The sequence below is a fragment of the Streptomyces virginiae genome (assembly GCF_000720455.1).
Classification (GTDB): Bacteria; Actinomycetota; Actinomycetes; order Streptomycetales; family Streptomycetaceae; genus Streptomyces; species Streptomyces virginiae.
Map to the genome: position 1 here is coordinate 1 of NZ_JOAK01000027.1, position 16,193 is coordinate 16,193.

At 71.1% G+C, this 16,193-nt stretch carries 19 protein-coding genes; 13 read left to right on the plus strand and 6 right to left on the minus strand.

Going from position 1 to position 16,193, the window contains the following annotated elements; all coding sequences use genetic code 11:
* Positions 1-1,087 precede the first annotated feature (1,087 nt).
* A complete protein-coding gene (locus IG86_RS0130650) occupies positions 1,088-2,392 on the minus strand; it encodes an MFS transporter (protein ID WP_078906092.1) in 1,305 nt (434 codons plus the stop codon).
* Positions 2,393-2,524: 132 nt separating this feature from the next.
* Here IG86_RS0130650 and rpe point away from each other — a divergent pair, with 132 nt between their 5' ends.
* The 5 genes from rpe (at position 2,525) to IG86_RS0130675 (ending at position 5,754) form a co-directional block, all read left to right on the plus strand.
* Entirely contained in the window at positions 2,525-3,211 is a 687-nt protein-coding gene (gene rpe, locus IG86_RS0130655) for a ribulose-phosphate 3-epimerase (protein ID WP_030036653.1), read from the plus strand.
* A gap of 138 nt (positions 3,212-3,349) precedes the next feature.
* Positions 3,350-4,366, plus strand: coding sequence for a sugar-binding transcriptional regulator (locus IG86_RS0130660; RefSeq protein WP_030656274.1), 1,017 nt, complete (start codon positions 3,350-3,352; stop codon positions 4,364-4,366).
* Between the two features lie 185 nt (positions 4,367-4,551).
* On the plus strand, positions 4,552-4,773 hold the full coding sequence (locus IG86_RS0130665) for a CarD family transcriptional regulator (protein WP_030036649.1): 222 nt from the start codon (positions 4,552-4,554) through the stop codon (positions 4,771-4,773).
* A gap of 49 nt (positions 4,774-4,822) precedes the next feature.
* Positions 4,823-5,287, plus strand: a complete 465-nt coding sequence (locus IG86_RS0130670; RefSeq protein WP_030901288.1) for a guanyl-specific ribonuclease — start codon at positions 4,823-4,825, stop codon at positions 5,285-5,287.
* A complete protein-coding gene (locus IG86_RS0130675; protein ID WP_063761583.1) occupies positions 5,284-5,754 on the plus strand; it encodes a barstar family protein in 471 nt (156 codons plus the stop codon). The genes IG86_RS0130670 and IG86_RS0130675 overlap by 4 nt, the downstream gene beginning before the upstream one ends.
* A gap of 129 nt (positions 5,755-5,883) precedes the next feature.
* Here IG86_RS0130675 and IG86_RS45425 read toward each other — a convergent pair whose 3' ends face one another.
* From IG86_RS45425 to IG86_RS0130700, 5 genes are all read right to left on the minus strand, one after another.
* On the minus strand, positions 5,884-6,354 hold the full coding sequence (locus IG86_RS45425; RefSeq protein ID WP_030830293.1) for a group II truncated hemoglobin: 471 nt from the start codon (positions 6,352-6,354) through the stop codon (positions 5,884-5,886).
* Positions 6,351-6,680, minus strand: a complete 330-nt coding sequence (locus IG86_RS45430; protein ID WP_030036642.1) for a putative quinol monooxygenase — start codon at positions 6,678-6,680, stop codon at positions 6,351-6,353. Before IG86_RS45430 ends, IG86_RS45425 begins: the two co-directional genes overlap by 4 nt.
* Before the next feature lie 72 nt (positions 6,681-6,752).
* The gene (locus IG86_RS0130690; RefSeq protein WP_030656283.1) at positions 6,753-7,262 is read right to left on the minus strand and encodes a hypothetical protein; all 510 of its coding nucleotides are present in this window, start codon (positions 7,260-7,262) and stop codon (positions 6,753-6,755) included.
* 55 nt (positions 7,263-7,317) lie between these two features.
* On the minus strand, positions 7,318-9,066 hold the full coding sequence (locus IG86_RS0130695; protein WP_078848268.1) for an FAD-dependent oxidoreductase: 1,749 nt from the start codon (positions 9,064-9,066) through the stop codon (positions 7,318-7,320).
* A complete protein-coding gene (locus IG86_RS0130700; protein ID WP_030830299.1) occupies positions 9,063-9,335 on the minus strand; it encodes a UBP-type zinc finger domain-containing protein in 273 nt (90 codons plus the stop codon). Before IG86_RS0130700 ends, IG86_RS0130695 begins: the two co-directional genes overlap by 4 nt.
* Positions 9,336-9,601: 266 nt before the next feature.
* On the opposite strand from IG86_RS0130700, the gene IG86_RS0130705 reads away from it, so the two are divergent.
* The 8 genes from IG86_RS0130705 (at position 9,602) to IG86_RS0130740 (ending at position 16,193) form a co-directional block, all read left to right on the plus strand.
* Positions 9,602-10,426, plus strand: coding sequence for a type 1 glutamine amidotransferase domain-containing protein (locus tag IG86_RS0130705; RefSeq protein ID WP_030830302.1), 825 nt, complete (start codon positions 9,602-9,604; stop codon positions 10,424-10,426).
* Between the two features lie 56 nt (positions 10,427-10,482).
* Complete coding sequence (locus IG86_RS0130710; RefSeq protein WP_030901293.1) at positions 10,483-12,123, plus strand: thiamine pyrophosphate-binding protein; 1,641 nt, start codon at positions 10,483-10,485, stop codon at positions 12,121-12,123.
* Positions 12,124-12,203: 80 nt separating this feature from the next.
* Positions 12,204-12,638, plus strand: coding sequence for a nuclear transport factor 2 family protein (locus tag IG86_RS0130715; RefSeq protein ID WP_030830307.1), 435 nt, complete (start codon positions 12,204-12,206; stop codon positions 12,636-12,638).
* A 34-nt stretch (positions 12,639-12,672) separates the two neighbouring features.
* Positions 12,673-13,128, plus strand: coding sequence for a nuclear transport factor 2 family protein (locus tag IG86_RS0130720; protein WP_030830310.1), 456 nt, complete (start codon positions 12,673-12,675; stop codon positions 13,126-13,128).
* 13 nt (positions 13,129-13,141) lie between these two features.
* On the plus strand, positions 13,142-13,513 hold the full coding sequence (locus IG86_RS0130725; protein ID WP_030656295.1) for a nuclear transport factor 2 family protein: 372 nt from the start codon (positions 13,142-13,144) through the stop codon (positions 13,511-13,513).
* A gap of 10 nt (positions 13,514-13,523) precedes the next feature.
* Entirely contained in the window at positions 13,524-15,143 is a 1,620-nt protein-coding gene (locus IG86_RS0130730) for a GMC family oxidoreductase (RefSeq protein WP_030901295.1), read from the plus strand.
* Positions 15,136-15,747, plus strand: coding sequence for a DJ-1/PfpI family protein (locus IG86_RS0130735; protein ID WP_030901297.1), 612 nt, complete (start codon positions 15,136-15,138; stop codon positions 15,745-15,747). The genes IG86_RS0130730 and IG86_RS0130735 overlap by 8 nt, the downstream gene beginning before the upstream one ends.
* Positions 15,747-16,193 (plus strand): VOC family protein, encoded by a 447-nt coding sequence (locus IG86_RS0130740; RefSeq protein ID WP_078848267.1) that lies wholly within the window; start codon positions 15,747-15,749, stop codon positions 16,191-16,193. The genes IG86_RS0130735 and IG86_RS0130740 overlap by 1 nt, the downstream gene beginning before the upstream one ends.

Below are 16,193 nucleotides of genomic sequence, written 5' to 3' on the forward strand. Positions count from 1 at the left end.
CTTGACCGCCCGTCCCGCCACGGAAATCCGAAAGACTGCCGGGAAGCCCCCAAAGGAACGGGCCGGTTCCAGATTTCAGGGACGGGGCGTCGGAGATGCCCGGCGGCGGTCGGGGGCGCGTCTAATCGCTACGCGCTCCTGCCCGGTGGCGTCTGCGAGCCCCTTGGGCTGGGCATAAGCCGCCACCAATCGCTACGCGCTCCTGCGAGACGGCGCCTGCGAGTCCCTTGGGCTGGGCATAGGCCGCCACCAATCGCTACGCGCTCCTGCCCGGTGGCGTCTGCGAGCCCCTTGGGCTGGGCATAGGCCGCCACCAATCGCTACGCGCTCCTGTGAGACGGCGTCTGCGAGTCCCTTGGGCTGGGCATAGGCCGCCACTAATCGCTACGCGCTCCTGACGGATGGCGTGTGCGAGTCCCTTGGGCTGGGCATAGGCCGCCACTAATCGCTACGCGCTCCTGCACGAGGGCGTCCGGCCCTCGTCTGGGGCTGAGAGGGGCGATACCGGGGGGCGGGAGGGTGATCCATCGGCTCAGCCGATGCCAACCCCTACCAAGACCACGGTGCGATCCCACCCTTAGGCGCAAACGGGAGCAACTGGGGCGTATTGAAGGGTCTTTTGGGCGCGCACTCACGCAGACATGGATGGGCATCGCTCCAGCCGTCATCTGACGCTTTTCCTCCCCACTCAGGGGCCAGACGCCGTCCGTGAGGGGTGGAGGAAGGTTTCTGCGGCCTATGCCCAGCCCCGGACATCTCGCGGACGCGTGATGGGGGCGTGTGTGGTGATCGATGGCGGCCTATGCCCGCTCGCAGGCGCCGTCTCGCGGGAGCGTGTAGCGATTTGATGCGCCCCCCGGCCGCCGCCGCGCATGCCCGACGCCCCGTCCCTGAAAAGCTGAGACCGGCCCGTTCCTTTGGGGGCTTCCCGGCAGTCTTTCGGATTTCCGTGGCGGGACGGGCGGTCAAGGGTGGCCGAAGGCCATCGCGTAGCGACGCGACTCCCCGCCCCGGCGGCTTTTCGCCCGCGCCGGCCCGTGCCTGCGGCTTCTGGCTTGCTGAGCCGCTCCCGCGCCTGCGGTGACCCCTACCCCGTCACGCCCCGTCGCCGCGGGAGCGGCGAGAAGGCCACCGGGGTCCAGGACAGGGACAGGACGGCGGCTCCCGTCCAGAGGGTGGTGTGGAGGGTGGTGAGTTCCGTCAGGAGGCCCGAGGTGGCGGAGCCCAGAGCCACGGCGCCGGTCAGGGTGAAGCGGAAAGTGGCGTTCATGCGGCCCATGAGGGGGTCCGGGGTGAGGTGCTGGCGGAGGCTGACCGCCAGGACGTTGTCCGAGCCGATCTTCATCATGGTCAGCAGCCAGGCGCCGCCCGCGAGCCAGAGCCACGGGCCGTGGTCGAGCAGCGGTACCAGCAGGGCCGCCGGGGTCAGGGTCAGCAGCAAGGCGCGCCCGTAACCCACGCGGGCCGCGAAGGGCCGGGCCAGGCGGGCTCCCAGGAGCAGGCCCGCGCCGCCGGTCGCCCAGAAGAGGCCGAGCGAGGCGGGGGACAGGTCCAGTTCGCGGACGAAGAGGACGGGGAGCATGGTGCCCAGGACCGCGCCGCCCAGGTTGTTCAGGGTGGCGGCCAGGGCCAGGGCGCGCAGCTCGGGGTGGCCCAGTACGTGCTGGAGTCCTTCCCGGATCTGCGTCGTGAGCGGGCTCCGGACGGTGGCCGGCGGGGCGGGTGCGGCCCGGATCCCGGTGAGGCGGACGGCGGAGGCGAGGTACGCCGCAGCGGAGCAGGCCAGTGCCGCGGGGGCGGTCAGTGCTGCGACCAGGGCGCCGCCGGCTCCGCGGCCGGCGATGTTGGCGGCGGCCATGAGGGTCACCATCGCGGTGTTGGCCCGGATCAGGCCCTTCCGGCCGACGAGCTGGGGCAGGACGCTCTGCGAGCCGACGTCGGAGAAGACGGTGGCGCAGCCGGCCAGCAGGACCACGGCGTACAGCTGCCCCAGCGTGAGGGCGTCCAGCCACCAGGCGAGAGGTAAGGAGGCGAAGAGCGCCGCCCGGGCGAGGTCGGCGGTGATGAGGACGCCGCGGGTGCGCAGGCGGTCGACCCAGGCTCCGGCCGGCAGGCCGATCAGGAGGAAGGCGAGCGTGGAGAGCGCAGCGAGGACGCCCACCTGGGCGGGGCCGGCGTCGAGGGCCGTGAGGGCGAGCAGGGGGACGGCCACGTAGCCCGTGTTGGTGCCGAGCTGGTTGAGGGTGGCGGCGCCGAAGAGGGTGCGGAAGTCCTGATTGCGCCAGGGGGAGCGGGCGGCGGAGGGGGTGGCGGGTGTTCCCGGGGAGTGTTCGGGCGTCGTGCGGACCGTCCGGGGGCGGCGCTCCGGGCGCCGGCGCGGGGAGGCTGTCATGGACAGAACCGTGCCGAAGGCGATCTCTAAGGACAATTTAAATGTTCTCCGTGATCGCTTAAGGATCGCTACGCAGCTCCTGACTTGCGGGGTCGTGGCCGGAACCGGCCCCAGGCATGGCAGGCTTGGGGCATGGCCGCTCAGATTTATCCCAGCATCCTGTCCGCCGACTTCGCCCGTCTCGCCGAGGAGGCGAAGGCCGTCGAGGGGGCCGACTGGCTGCATGTCGACGTCATGGACAACCATTTCGTCCCGAACCTCACCCTCGGCATGCCGGTCGTGGAGTCATTGAGCCGCGCCACGGACATCCCGCTGGACCTGCACCTGATGATCGAGAACCCGGACCGCTGGGCGCCGCAGTACGTGGAGGCCGGCGCGGGCTCGGTCACCTTCCACGCCGAGGCCGCGGCGGCGCCCGTCCGCCTCGCGCGCGAGATCCGGGCGAAGGGGGCGCGGGCCTCCATGGCGCTCAAGCCCGCGACGCCGATCGAACAGTACGAGGACATCCTCCCCGAGCTCGACATGCTGCTGATCATGACGGTCGAGCCCGGCTTCGGCGGCCAGCCCTTTCTCGACATCATGCTCCCCAAGATCCGCCGTACCCGGGAGCTGATCGCCAAGCACGGTCTGGAGCTGTGGCTGCAGGTCGACGGCGGGGTCTCGGCCTCGACCATCGAGCGCTGCGCCGAGGCAGGCGCGGACGTCTTCGTGGCGGGCAGCGCGGTCTACGGGGCGGTCGATCCGGCGGCCGCCGTCCGCACGCTGCGTGACCAGGCGGGCGCGGCGATCGCGGCGGCGCCGTGGGCTTGCGACCACTGAGTCGAGCGTTGGTGAACAGCTCGGTGAACGGGAGCTGTCCAGGCTGATCAACGGCCGTCGGATCTGACAGGATGAACGGCGAGTCGAGAGTGTGAACACGAGAGTGTGAACAGCAGTGAGGAGAACGCGGTGTCTGCAATGTCGGCGGGACGGTCAGCCCTGCGGATGGGACCCGCGGAGCTGGTGCAGGCGGCGGCCATGGCCCGCCGCTTCTACCTGGAGGGCAAGTCCAAGATCCAGATCGCCGAGGAGTTCGGCGTGAGCCGCTTCAAGGTGGCCCGGGTGCTGGAGACCGCCCTCGAACGCGACCTCGTGCGCATCGAGATCCGGGTTCCGGCCGAGCTCGACGCGGAGCGCTCGGACGCGCTCCGGGCCCGGTACGGGCTCCGGCACGCCGTCGTGGTGGAGTCCCCGGCCGACGCCACCGAGGACGCCCCGGACCCGGAGAACCTGGGCGCGGTCGCCGCCGACCTGCTGGGCGAACTGGTCAACGAGGGCGACGTACTGGGCCTCGCGTGGGGCCGGTCGACGATCCACATGGCCGCCTCCCTGCACCGCCTGCCGCAGTGCACGGTGGTGCAGCTGACCGGGGTGTACGACGCGGGCACCGCGGAGCGCGGCTCCGTGGAGGCCGTACGCAGGGCCGCGCAGGTCTCGGGCGGCGACGCGCACCCGATCTACGCGCCCATGCTGCTGCCCGACCCGGCGACGGCGGCCGCGCTGCGCAGCCAGACCGGGATCGCGCGCGCCTTCGACTACTTCGACAAGGTGACGGTCGCGGCCGTCTCCATCGGTTCGTGGGAGCCGGGCATCTCGACCGTCCACGACATGCTGACGGACGAGGAGCGGGCCCACTACGCCTCCCTCGGCGTCGCGGCCGAGATGTCCGCCCACCTCTTCGACGCCGAGGGCCGGCGGGTCGGCCGGGACCTCGGCGAGAGGTGCATCACGGTCGAGGCGGACCGGCTGCGGCGGATCCCGGAGGTCGTGGCGATCGCGGGCGGGCTGCGCAAGGCCTCCGCGATCGGCGCGGTGCTGCGGTCGGGGCTGGTCACGAGCCTCGTCACGGACACGGCGGTCGCCGACTACCTGCTGACGGAATCGGCTCCGGGGCTGCGGCCGGCGCTGGACCGGGCCGACCCCGACGACCTGTAGGGCGGGAGGGCGGCGGGAGCGCCGCCAGCGCAGCGGGGCCCGCGGGGTGCTGGGCTGCGCCGCCTCCGTGTGCCTCCGCATTGCCCTCGTACGGGCGCTTCCGGGGCGCTGGTGGTGCGGATGGTGCCCGGATCGAGATGCGAAGGGCCACCGCGCGACGGCTCGCGGGGCGCATACTGGTTCCGATGACAAAATCAGCAGTTCCTCGCCGCCACTTGCCGTCCAGCCCGTTCAAAGCCCCCGTGGAGCAGCCCATCCGGCAGTTCAACGTCGGCGACCGGGTCACTCACGACGAGCACGGCCTCGGCCGTGTCGTCGGAATTGAGGAGGGGATCGCCGTTCTCGTCGATTTCGGTTCGGTCCAGAAGCGCATCCTGAGTCCCTACAGCAAGATGGCCGCGCTCTGACGCGACCGAACGATTCGCGGGCGAATCGGATATTTGGCACGATCGGCGCATGATCTTCCGGAGCGTGCCCCGATGGCTCTGGCGTTCGCTGGGGGCCGTGTTCCTCTGTGTCGCGCTCGTCGCAGCGGCGGGCTGTGGTGCGCAGAAACCCGGCCCCGCCGTGGTCGGCGGCAGTGCCGAGCCGAGTGCGGCTCCCAGCGCGGTGTCCCCCGGTGGTGATCCCGGCTGGGCGCGGGGGATGGCCGTCGTACGGGCCGACGCGCTGCCGAGACAGGCGCGGGACGTCCTCGCGCTCATCGACAAGGGCGGCCCGTACCCGTACCGGCAGGACGGCACCGTCTTCGGCAACTTCGAGAAGGTCCTGCCGCGCCAGAAGCGCGGCTACTACCACGAGTTCACGGTGCGCACGCCGGGGGAGCGGGACCGCGGGGCCCGGCGGATCGTGACGGGCGAGGGTGGGGAGTTCTACTACACGGACGACCACTACGAGACGTTCAAGGCGGTTCTGCGATGACCCTGCACCCGCAGCCGCTCGCCCCGGCGCTCGCAGCCGCCGAGGCCGCGGGCCGCACGACCGTACGGCTGGACCTGGACGGCGTAGGGGGCAAGGCCGACCTGATGCGGCGGTGCGGGGACGCCTTGCGGCTGCCGGAGTGGGTCGGCGGGAACTGGGACGCGCTGGCGGACGCGCTGCGGGACCTGTCCTGGTTGCCGGCCGCGGCGGCGGGGCGGCTGGTCGCCGTGACGGGGTGGCGGGGGTACGCGGGGGCGCGGCCCGCGGAGTGGGAGACGTTCGTGGAGGTGCTGGAGGAGGCCGTGGACTTCTGGCGGGGGCGGGAGCCGGGGCTGGCGGTGCTGCTGGCCGAGCCGGAGCCGGAGCCGGAGCCGGAGCCCGAGGGCGGGCCTGAGCCGGAGTCCGGGCGCCGGTCGGCTGCCGGGGCTCCGCCCCGGACCCCGCGCCTCAAACGCCGGCGGGGCTGAAGATCGGGGCTCCGCCCCGGGGCCCGCGCCTCAAACGCCGGCGGGGCTGAAGGGTGCGGCGGGGCTGAAGGGTGCGGCGGGGCTGGAGAGGGGAACCGGGCGGCCGGGGCCGCCCGGTTCGGGGTCGGGTCAGTCCGTCTTGGGGATCCACGGTGGGGTTTGGCCCCAGGACCAGACCGGGATCTTGGCCGCGTCCACCGGTGGGGGGTTGGGGCCCGAGTAGATGAGGGCCATGCGGGTGCCCCACTCGATGTAGTAGGCGAACACCCCGCGGAACTCGGGGTCCGTCGGGAGGCCGACCTCGTCGGCCGTGTCCATGAGCAGGTCCACCCAGCGGCGGCGCTGCCTCTCGGTGATCGCCCGGCCCAGGTGCTTCGTGGCCATGTGCTGGTGGCCGCCGTGGTGGGCGGTGTACTCCGCCGGGCCGCCGAAGACCTCCGACAGCCATACCGCGACGTGCTGCGGGTGCTCCGAGTCCATGCCCGCGAAGACCGGGGCCAGGATCTCGTCCTGGAGGGCGTGGGCGTAGAAGGCGTCGGTGAGGCGGTTCATCGCCTCCGCCCCGCCCATCCACTCGTAGATGGTGGGTGTGGTGCTCATCGCTGTCCGGCGCCCTTTCCCGTGCCCACGACGCCCGTCACGAGGTAGTGCTGCATCTCCTCGATGGCCGTCACGTACGGACGGATCGCGCTGAAGAACGCCGGGAAGTGCTCCCCCTTGCGGAACCCGCCCAGGTGGGCCTCGATCGAGGTCCAGCGGATCCGGAGGATGTAGCGCTCCTTCTCCTCCTCGCACCGGGCCAGTTCGTAGTCGATGCACTCGGGCGAGGCGGCCAGGGACTCGGCCGCCCGGGCGTACGCGTCCTCGAAGGCCTGCTGGTCGTCCAATGCGATCCGGTAGCGGATGTATTCGACGGTGGTCGTCATGGTGCGTACCTCTCCCTGGGTGTAGGTCTCGGCCAGCCTTACGCGATCACACGGCTCCATGGGGCGGATTCGTCATTCGGACCCGGACTTCATGGAGTCCGTCGTGCCGGCGACGTCGGGACCCTGCGCGCGGACCCGGCCGACCTGGTCCAGGGAGTCGCGCAGGTCCGTCAGCCAGCTGTCGGTGTTGCGCCCGACCAGGCGGACGCACCAGGCCAGTGCGTCGGCCCGGCTGCGGGCCACCCCGCCGGCGACCAGGGTGTCCAGGACCTGGCGCTCGGACTGGCGCAGGCGGGTCATGACGGGGACGGCGAGGTGGGTGAAGAGGGTCGTCTCGTCACCCACCCGTACGCCCCAGGCGACCTTGCGGCGGTAGAGCTCTTCGGCCTCGCGGGCCACTTCGATGCGCTGTTCGCGGGTGCGTTCGCGGAACTCCCGGACCGACTCGGTCGCCGGGATGGTGCCGACGACCGTGATCTCCTCGCGGTCGGCGGTGACCGAGTCGAGGGACTCGTAGGCGTCCACCGGCAGGCGTTCGGCGAACCACGCGCGGAGCTGTTCGCTCTGTTCGGCTGTAATCATGTAATCAACGTTGCGTCCGGTGCGCCCTTGATCACAAGCCCCGGAGTGTTCGCTCTCAGCCCATCGAGCGGTAGCGGTGGATCAGCGAGACGGCCATCGCCCCCTCGCCGACGCCCGACGCCACCCGTTTGACCGAGTGGGCGCGGACGTCGCCCGCCGCGAAGACGCCGGGCACGCTCGTCTCCAGGGGGTAGGGCGCGCGCTCCAGGCTCCATTCGGCCGGGAGCTCGCCGCCGTTCGAGATCAGGTCCGAGCCGGTGAGGACGAAGCCGTACTCGTCCCGCTCGACGACGCCGGCGAGCCAGTCGGTGTGCGGGCGGGCCCCGATGAAGGTGAACATGAAGCGGGCGGCGACCTCGGTGTCCTTGCCGGTGTCGGCGTCGTGGAGGGTCAGGCGCTCCAGGTGCTCCTCGCCGTCCAGCCGCACCACCGTGGTGCGTACCTTGACCTCGATGTTCGGGGTGCGTTCGATCTCGTCGATCAGGTAGCGGGACATGCTCGCGTCCAGGGAGGACGCGCGGACCAGGATCGTCACGCGCGCGGCGTACTTGGCGAAGTGCACGGCGGCCTGCCCCGCCGAGTTGGCCCCGCCGACGATGAACACGTGCTGGGAGATGCAGGCCGAGCTCTCCGTGGTCGCGGCGCCGTAGTAGAGGCCGGCGCCCTCGAAGCGGTCGGCGCCCGGGGCGTCGAGCCGGTTGTAGGAGACCCCGGTCGCGAGCAGGACCGTCTCGGCGGAGATCTCCGTGCCGTCGGCGAGGGTGAGGATCTTCGCCGGGTCGTCCCGGGTCAGCGACACCACCTCCACCGGGTGCAGGATTTCGGCGCCGAACCGGGACGCCTGGATGGTCGCCCGGCGGGTCAGGTCACCGCCGGAGAGGCCCGAGGGGAAGCCGAGGTAGTTCTCGATCAGGCTGGAGGTGCCGGCCTGGCCGCCCGGGGCCCGGGAGTCCAGCATCAGCGTGGACAGGCCCTCGGAGGCCGAGTAGACGCCCGCCGCCAGCCCCGCGGGGCCCGCGCCGACGATGACGCACTCGTAGTGGGGGCGCGAGGCGGTGGTGGCCAGCCCCAGGTGCTGGGCGAGCTGCGTGTCGGTCGGTGCCGAGAGCACCGCCCCGTCGGGGAAGCGGACCAAGGGCAGGGCCACGTCCGGCTGGGCGGCGATCAGGGTCAGCGCCTCGGGGTCCCGCTCGACGTTGAGGAAGCGGAACGGCTGGCCGTTGCGGGTGAAGAAGTCCCGTACGGCGTGGGTGCCGGGGGAGACGAGGTGGCCGGCGACGATGATCCCGTCGTAGGCGGGGCGGTAGGTCGCCAGCCAGTCCGACAGCAGGTCGTCCAGGACGGGGAAGAGCCGCTCGTGGGGCGGGTCCCACGGCTTGAGCAGGTAGTAGTCCAGGCGCACCCGGTTGATGGCGGTGATCGCCGCGTCGGTCTCGGCGTACGCGGTCAGCAGCACCCGGCGGGCGTCGGGGAAGCGGCTGACGGCCTCCAGGAGGAACTCGACGCCGGTCACGTCCGGCATGCGCTGGTCCACGAGGAACAGCGCCGGGTCGTGGCCCCGCTCGTCGAGGGAGTCCAGGATCTTCAGGGCGTCGGCCGCCGAGGAGGCGCCGAGGACCCGGTAGCGGTCGCCGTAGGCGCTGCGCAGGTCGCGGCGGACGGCGCGCAGCACCTGCGGGTCGTCGTCGACGGCCAGGATCACCGGCTTGCGGCTCTCCACGCGCTCGGCCGCGGCGGAGGCGGCGGCGGGGGTGGTCGAGGCGGCGGCGGTGGAGGCGGGGGAGCTCTCCCGGGCCGTACTCATGCCGGGTCCAGCATCAGCTTGTCGGCGTAGCACCAGGCCCAGTCCTCGCCCGGCTCGTGGGAGGCCGCGATCGGGTGCTCGGTGGTCCGGTAGTGCCGGGTGGCGTGACGGTTCTTCGACGAGTCGCAGCACCCGACGTGTCCGCAGCTGAGGCACAACCTCAGGTGCACCCAGGTATCGCCGGCGATGAGGCACTCCTCGCAGCCCACCGCGGTGGGCCTCACCGGACGTATCTGATCGATGTGTGTGCACAACAAGTCCGTCGTCATCGTCGCCGTCCCTCTCCTCGTGCTTCGCGCGCCCGCGATTCACGGCGCGTCCAGACCTTAGGACGGGCCCCGTGAAATGGTTCACCGATTCGGCCGAAGTCACGTAGTCCTGGAGCTACTTCATGACGTCCGCGAACGACTACCTGAAGTGCCGCGGTCACCTGTCCGGCTACCTCACGAAGTCGCATGCCAGCGCTTTGACGAGGGCTCTGGGCCCGGCCAGTGTGGGGGATGCCAACGACAACAGGCGGCGCCTGGAGGAATACGTGAGCAGAAAGATTCTGGTCATTGTCTCCGAACACGGTTACTGGGCCGAGGAACTGATAGGCCCCGTCTCGAAGTTCGACGAGCGGGGCTACGAGGTCATATTCGCGACGCCGACCGGAAAGCGTGCGCACGCTCTCCCGCCGAGCCTCGACGCGAAGTACGTCGACCCGCCGCTCGGACGCTCGGTGACCACCGAGGAGAACGCCCGGCTGGGGCGGGAGTTCGAGCAGTCGAGCCGGCTGGACTCGCCGCTCGACATCGAGGCGTGGGTGCCCGAGCGTCCGTACACGAGCGACGCGGCCTACCTGCCCAAGCTGGAGCAGTACCACCGCGATCTCGACAAACTCGACGCCGACATCGCCGGATACGACGCGATCCTCATCGTCGGGGGAAGCGGCCCGATCGCCGACCTCGCCAACAACGAGCGCGTGCACGCCCTGATCCTGGGCTTCCGGAAGGCCGGCAAGGTCGTGGCCGCCGAGTGCTACGGGGTCGCCTGCCTGGCCTTCGCCCGGGACTGGGACGACCGCAAGAGCATCATCTGGGGCAAGCACGTGACCGGCCACTGCAAGGAGTACGACTACAAGGACGGCACCGGATTCCTCGGTACCGACTTCAACATGGGGCCGCCGCCGTATCCGCTGGAGTACATCCTGCGCGACGCGACCGGACCGCGCGGCGCGTACCACGGGAACTTCGGCAAACCGGTCTCCGTGATCGTGGACTATCCCTTCGTCACCGGACGTTCCACCCCCGACTCCTATCTGACGGGGCAGAAGATCGTGGAAGTCCTGGAGGACGGGCTCACCCGATACGGCTGGTAATCCCGGAAACCGGAGACCGGAAACCACTGGGAAATCGGATGGTCGAGGGGGAATTCATGGAAGCCACTCCCGGACGGGAAAGGCTGATCGAGCAGTTCAAGGCCGACGGCCTGAATGTGATGTTCGGAAATCCGGGGACGGTGGAACAGGGATTCCTCGACGCGGTCGACGCGGCGGAGGACTTCCGGTACGTACTGGCCCTCCAGGAGACCGTGGCCGCCGGCATCGCCGACGGGTACGCCCGGGCGACCGGCGGCGCGGCCCTGCTCCAGCTGCATTCCGGAGTGGGCCTGGGCAACGGCATCGGGATGCTCTACCAGTCGCTGCGCGGCCACACCCCGCTCGTCGTCGTCGCCGGCGACGCCGGGGTGCGCTACGACGCCATGGACGCGCAGATGGCGTCCGACCTGGTGGCGATGGCCAGGCCCGTGACCAAGTACGCGACCCGCGTCACCGATCCGCGGTCCGTCCTGCGCACCGTCCGGCGGGCCGTGAAGATCGCGCTCACCCCGCCGCGCGGGCCCGTGTTCGTCGCGCTGCCGATGGACGTGCTGGACGAGCTCAACTCCGAGCCCGTGCTGCCGGCCACCGTCCCGCTCACGGACGTGGCCCCCTCGCCTGCGTCGGTGGGCCGGGCGGCCGAGCTGCTGGCCTCCGCCGAGCGCCCGGTCGTACTGGTCGGGGACGGGGTGGCGCTCTCCGGGGCGCAGCGCGAGCTCGTCGCCGTCGCCGAGCTGCTGGGCGCCGACGTGTACGAGGTCGACTCCTCCGAGGTGAACATCGCCGCCTCGCACCCGCTGCGGCGCGGCCAGACGGGCCACATGTTCGGCCCGCACAGCAAGGAGCTGATCGGCGACGCCGACGGGGTGCTGATCGTCGGCACCTACGTCTTCCCGGAGGTGTTCCCCGAGCTGGAGAGCCCCTTCCGGGCCGGCGCGAAGGTCGTCCACATCGACCTCAACGCCTACGAGATCGCCAAGAACCACCCGGTGGACCTGGGCCTCGCCGCGGATCCCCGGCAGGCGCTGCACGCGCTCGCCGGCGTACTGGAGCGGCAGCTGACCCCGCAGCGCCGGGCCGCCGCGGCCGCCCGGCTCGACGTACGGACCCGGGAGCGGGCCCGGGCCGCGGGCGCGGCGGCCGAGGACGACGGCACGCCGATGGCCGTCTTCCTGCGGACCCTGGCCGAGCGCACCGGCGGGGACCTGATCGTCTTCGACGAGGCGCTGACCACGTCGCCGCTGGTCACCCGGTACCTGCCGGCGGAGCGCCCCGGCGACTACCACCTCACCCGGGGCGGATCGCTCGGTGTGGGTTTCCCCGGGGCGGTCGGCGCCAAGCTGGCCCGCCCGGACCGGCTCGTCGTGGGCTTCGCGGGCGACGGCGGGTCCATGTACACCTACCAGGCGCTGTGGACCGCCGCCCGGCACGGCATCGACGCCAAGTTCGTCGTCTGCAACAACCGCAAGTACCGGCTGCTGGACGACAACATCGCCCAGTACTGGCGGGAGCGGGACATCCCGGAGCACGGCTTCCCGGGCTCCTTCGACCTCTCGCACCCCGAGATCGACTTCGCCGGGCTGGCGCGTTCGCTCGGCGCCGACGGGATGCGGGTGGAGAAGCCGGACGAGGCGGTCGCCGCGGTGGGCCGGATGCTGTCCCACCCCGGCCCGTTCCTCGTCGACGTCCAGATCTGACGGCAGACCGGATCCGATCCGACCTGACCCGACCTGACCCGACCAGTCACCCAGCACGACACGGAACAGGAGGAGACCGCATGCCCGCCGAGCGGCAGCTGACCGAGGACGCGATCCGCAGTTTCGCCGAGAACTGGTACGTGGCGCTGGACCAGCACGTGGGCCTGGCTGATGTGCTCGCCCTGATCACCGAGGACCTGGAGTTCAAGGTCCCCGAGGACACCTTCCTCGGACACGAGGGCTTCGGCCGCTGGTACGAGGCCGTCACCCACCGCTTCTTCGACGAGGTGCACACGGTCACCAAGGTGGAGCCCGTCATCGAGGGCGACCGGGCGGTCGTCCGGGTCCTCGTCAACTGGCAGGCCAAGATCTGGGACCCGCCGGCCGCCCGCAGCCAGTGGCTCGGCTTCGACGCCGACCAGACCTGGACCGTGGTCGCCGGCCCCGACGGGCCGCTGATCAAGCAGTACACCGTCAACGACCTGGCCCCGATGCCCGGTTCCGGCTCCCTGTGACCGTGACCGTGACCGCGGTGAAGGAGAAGCGACGATGACCGAAGTGACACGGGAGCGGGTCCGGGCGGCCTACGCCGCCCTCGGTTCCGGCGACCGGGCGCGGATTCTGGAGTTCTACTCGGAGGACCTGCGCTGGCTGGTGCCGGGCAACCACCCCCTGGCCGGCTGGTACGAGAGCCTGGACGCCTTCCTGGAGCTGATGGGGCAGACCCACAAGCTGACGGGCGGCACCTTCCGGATGGACCTGGAAGCGGTGCTGGTCGGCGAGGACTGCTCGGCGGACGTGTGCCGCAACGTCGCCCTGCGGGCCGGCGCGGCCGAGGCGAGCGGGTCCCCGTACGAGCGGATGGACTACCCCGTCTTCCACTTCATGCGCTGGCGGGACGGCCGGATCGTCGAGGGCCGCGACGGGCTCTTCGGGGACTCGGCGACCGCCTTCAGCCAGTTCTGGGCGCCGTTCGCGCCGGACGGAACCCGCAGGGACCGATAGGGGGATGAGCGCGATGGACGCACGACAGATCCTGCAGAAGTACTACGAGTACGCCAACGCCGGGGACTGGGACCGCTGGTGCGACCTGTTCGCCGACGACCAGGTCATGGACGAGCAGCTCGCCGGCCACATCGAGGGCCTGGAGGTGCTCCGCTCGATGATGAAGGGCATGGGGACGATGTACCGCGTCTTCCGCAACGAGCCCGTGCACTTCCTCGTCGACGGTGAGAAGGCCGCGGCCGTCTCCCACCTGACCGCGGTCAGCGCCTCCGGCGAGCCCATCGAGGCCGAGGTCATGAACTTCTTCCGGATCGTGGACGGAAAGATCGCCTACATGGCGAACTACCACGACACGGTTCCCTTCCAGGTGCTGAGCCAGGACTGAGGGGGGACCGGTGAGCGTGGAAGAGTACGACTACATCGTCGTGGGATCCGGCACCGCGGGCAGTGTCCTGGCGGGCCGGCTCTCCGAGGACCCGGACGTCACCGTCCTCGTCCTGGAGGCGGGAGGCTCCCGGATCCCGGCCGAGGTGGACGACCCGTCCTCCTGGTACAAGCTCCTCGGCGGCCCCGTCGACTGGGGCTACACCAGCACACCGCAGCCCGGGCTCGACGGCCGCCGTACGTACGAGCCGCGCGGCAAGGCCCCCGGCGGCAGCAGCAACCTCTACATCATGATGCACATCCGCGGCCACGCCTCGGACTTCGACAACTGGGCCTACCAGGGCGCGGCCGGCTGGGCGTACGAGGACGTGCTCCCGTACTTCGCCCTGCTGGAGGGGCAGGAGGACGTCACCGCCCCCACCACCGGCACCCGCGGCCCGCAGCGGATCACCAACGCCGGGCTGCACGGCCCCAACCCGGTCTCCCGGGCCTTCATCGACGCGGCCGTCGAGCTGGGGCACGAGGAGATCGCCGACTTCAACACCGACGGGCCCCGGCGCGGACTCTTCGGCACCGGCTGGCACCACATCGACGTGGCCGACGGCCGCCGCCAGGGCGCCCTGGCCGCCTATCTGGAGCCCGCGCTCGGCCGGCCCAACCTGACGCTGCGCACCAACGCGCAGAGCACCCGGCTGCTCTTCGACGGGGACACCTGCACGGGTGTGGAGTACGTCCAGCTCAAGGCGCCCGCGCCGCTCTCGGACAGCGACGCCCCCGGCCGGACCGTCCGGGACGGCCACAGCAGCGTCGCGGCGCCCGGGCTGCACACCGTACGGGCCCGGCGCGAGGTGGTCGTGGCGGCCGGGGCGATCGAGTCGCCGAAGCTGCTGCTGCTCTCCGGCATCGGCCACCCCGAGCAGCTGCGCGAACACGGCATCGAGGTCACCGCGGCCCTGCCCGGGGTCGGCGAGAACTTCCACAACCACGTCCTGACCGGGCTGATGGCCGAGGTCACCCAGGAGCTCCCGCCGCCGGCGCAGAACCTGTCGGAGAGCGCTCTGTTCCTGTCCTCGCAGCCGGGGCTGCCCGCCCCCGACCTGCAGATCGCCTTCGTCCACGTCCCCTTCGACGTGATCGTCGGCAAGGACCACCCGAACACGGTGTCCATCCTGCCCGGCGTCGTACGCCCGGTCTCGCGCGGCTGGATCAGGCTGGCGAGCGCCGATCCACTGGCCCACCCGCTGATCAACCCGAACTACCTGGGCGACCGGTGGGACCTGGAACGGATGGTGCAGGGCGTCAAGATCGCCCGGGAGATCTTCGCGACCTCGGCGTTCTCGCCCTGGTACAAGCAGGAGCTGCAGCCCGGCCCCGGCTACGCCGGTGACGACGAACTGCGCACGTTCGTGAAGCAGAAGTCGGAGAGCTACCACCACCAGGCCGGCTCCTGCCGCATGGGCATCGACGACCTCGCCGTCGTCGACCCCGAGCTGCGAGTGCACGGCGTGCGCAACCTGCGCGTCGTGGACGCCAGCGTGATGCCCGCGGTCCCGTCGGGCAACTGCCACACCGCCATCGCGATGATCGCCGAGCGCGCGGCGGACTTCCTGAGGGGGACCCGCCGTGCCTGATGCCGTCCTGCGCGAGGGCCCGCTGTCCGGAACCCGGATCGCGGTCCTGGTCGAAAGCGACTACTACGAGCCGGAGATCTTCTACTACCAGCACCGGTTCGCGGAGGAGGGCGCCGAGGTCGACTTCCTGACCCGGCTGTGGGGCAACGACTCCATCACCTTCACCGGGCACGAGTACCGGGCGCCGTTCACCGTGAACCGGTCCCTGGAGGGGCTGACCGATGAGGAGCTGCGCCGGTACGCGGCGATCATCGTGCCCTCCGGCATGGTGGCCGACCGGCTGCGCTACACCGAGGACGTGGACGTCCTCGCCCCGGCGACCGAGCTGCTGCGCCGGGCCTTCGAGGAGCCGTCGGTCCTGAAGGGGATCATCTGTCACGGCATGTGGCTGGCGTCCTCGATCCCGGGGAAGATCCGCGGCCGCAAGGTGGTCTGCCACAACAACCTGATCGGCGACGTCCGCAACATGGGCGGGGAGTACGTCGACGAGGACGTGGTGGTCGACGGGGACCTGGTCACCGGCCGCACCGGCGCCCACCACCACCTGTTCGCCCGCCGGATCATCGAGCTGATCGCGGCCGGGCGGGGCCGGGGGGCCGGCTGATGCCGGGCTCCGGGGACCGGCCGATGGTCTGGTCGCACGTGGGTCTGAACTGCGTGGACCAGAAGACCACCGAGGACTTCTACACCCGCTACTTCGGCTTCTCCCGGGCCCGGGTGGTCGACCTCGGGGAGTCCCGGATCGTGTTCCTGCGCAAGGGGGACGCGTACCTGGAGCTCTTCGCGGCCGGCACCGACCCGGCCCGGCCGGCGCACGACGACGGGCCGCAGGCCCCGGGCAGGTTGCGCCACCTGGCGTTCCAGACCGACAGCGTGGACGCGTTCCTGGCCGACCTGGGCGACGCGGCGGAAGTGACCCTGGGGCCGCTGGACTTCGACGACTTCATCTGCGGCTGGCGGACCGTGTGGGTCCGCGACCCGGACGGGGTGATCGTCGAAGTGAGCCAGGGATACGAGGACGACAGCACTCACGACAAGGACGGTGCATGA

Coding starts and splice junctions, on each gene's coding strand:
- IG86_RS0130670 (WP_030901288.1), top strand. CDS start 4,823: ATGATCTTCCGGAGCGTGCCCCGATGGCTCTGGCGTTCGCTGGGGGCC.
- IG86_RS0130665 (WP_030036649.1), top strand. CDS start 4,552: ATGACAAAATCAGCAGTTCCTCGCCGCCACTTGCCGTCCAGCCCGTTC.
- IG86_RS0130715 (WP_030830307.1), top strand. CDS start 12,204: ATGCCCGCCGAGCGGCAGCTGACCGAGGACGCGATCCGCAGTTTCGCC.
- IG86_RS0130690 (WP_030656283.1), bottom strand. CDS start 7,262: ATGATTACAGCCGAACAGAGCGAACAGCTCCGCGCGTGGTTCGCCGAA.
- IG86_RS0130660 (WP_030656274.1), top strand. CDS start 3,350: ATGTCGGCGGGACGGTCAGCCCTGCGGATGGGACCCGCGGAGCTGGTG.
- IG86_RS0130700 (WP_030830299.1), bottom strand. CDS start 9,335: ATGACGACGGACTTGTTGTGCACACACATCGATCAGATACGTCCGGTG.
- rpe (WP_030036653.1), top strand. CDS start 2,525: ATGGCCGCTCAGATTTATCCCAGCATCCTGTCCGCCGACTTCGCCCGT.
- IG86_RS0130695 (WP_078848268.1), bottom strand. CDS start 9,066: ATGAGTACGGCCCGGGAGAGCTCCCCCGCCTCCACCGCCGCCGCCTCG.
- IG86_RS0130725 (WP_030656295.1), top strand. CDS start 13,142: ATGGACGCACGACAGATCCTGCAGAAGTACTACGAGTACGCCAACGCC.
- IG86_RS0130710 (WP_030901293.1), top strand. CDS start 10,483: ATGGAAGCCACTCCCGGACGGGAAAGGCTGATCGAGCAGTTCAAGGCC.
- IG86_RS0130720 (WP_030830310.1), top strand. CDS start 12,673: ATGACCGAAGTGACACGGGAGCGGGTCCGGGCGGCCTACGCCGCCCTC.
- IG86_RS0130740 (WP_078848267.1), top strand. CDS start 15,747: ATGCCGGGCTCCGGGGACCGGCCGATGGTCTGGTCGCACGTGGGTCTG.
- IG86_RS0130675 (WP_063761583.1), top strand. CDS start 5,284: ATGACCCTGCACCCGCAGCCGCTCGCCCCGGCGCTCGCAGCCGCCGAG.
- IG86_RS45425 (WP_030830293.1), bottom strand. CDS start 6,354: ATGAGCACCACACCCACCATCTACGAGTGGATGGGCGGGGCGGAGGCG.
- IG86_RS45430 (WP_030036642.1), bottom strand. CDS start 6,680: ATGACGACCACCGTCGAATACATCCGCTACCGGATCGCATTGGACGAC.
- IG86_RS0130650 (WP_078906092.1), bottom strand. CDS start 2,392: ATGACAGCCTCCCCGCGCCGGCGCCCGGAGCGCCGCCCCCGGACGGTC.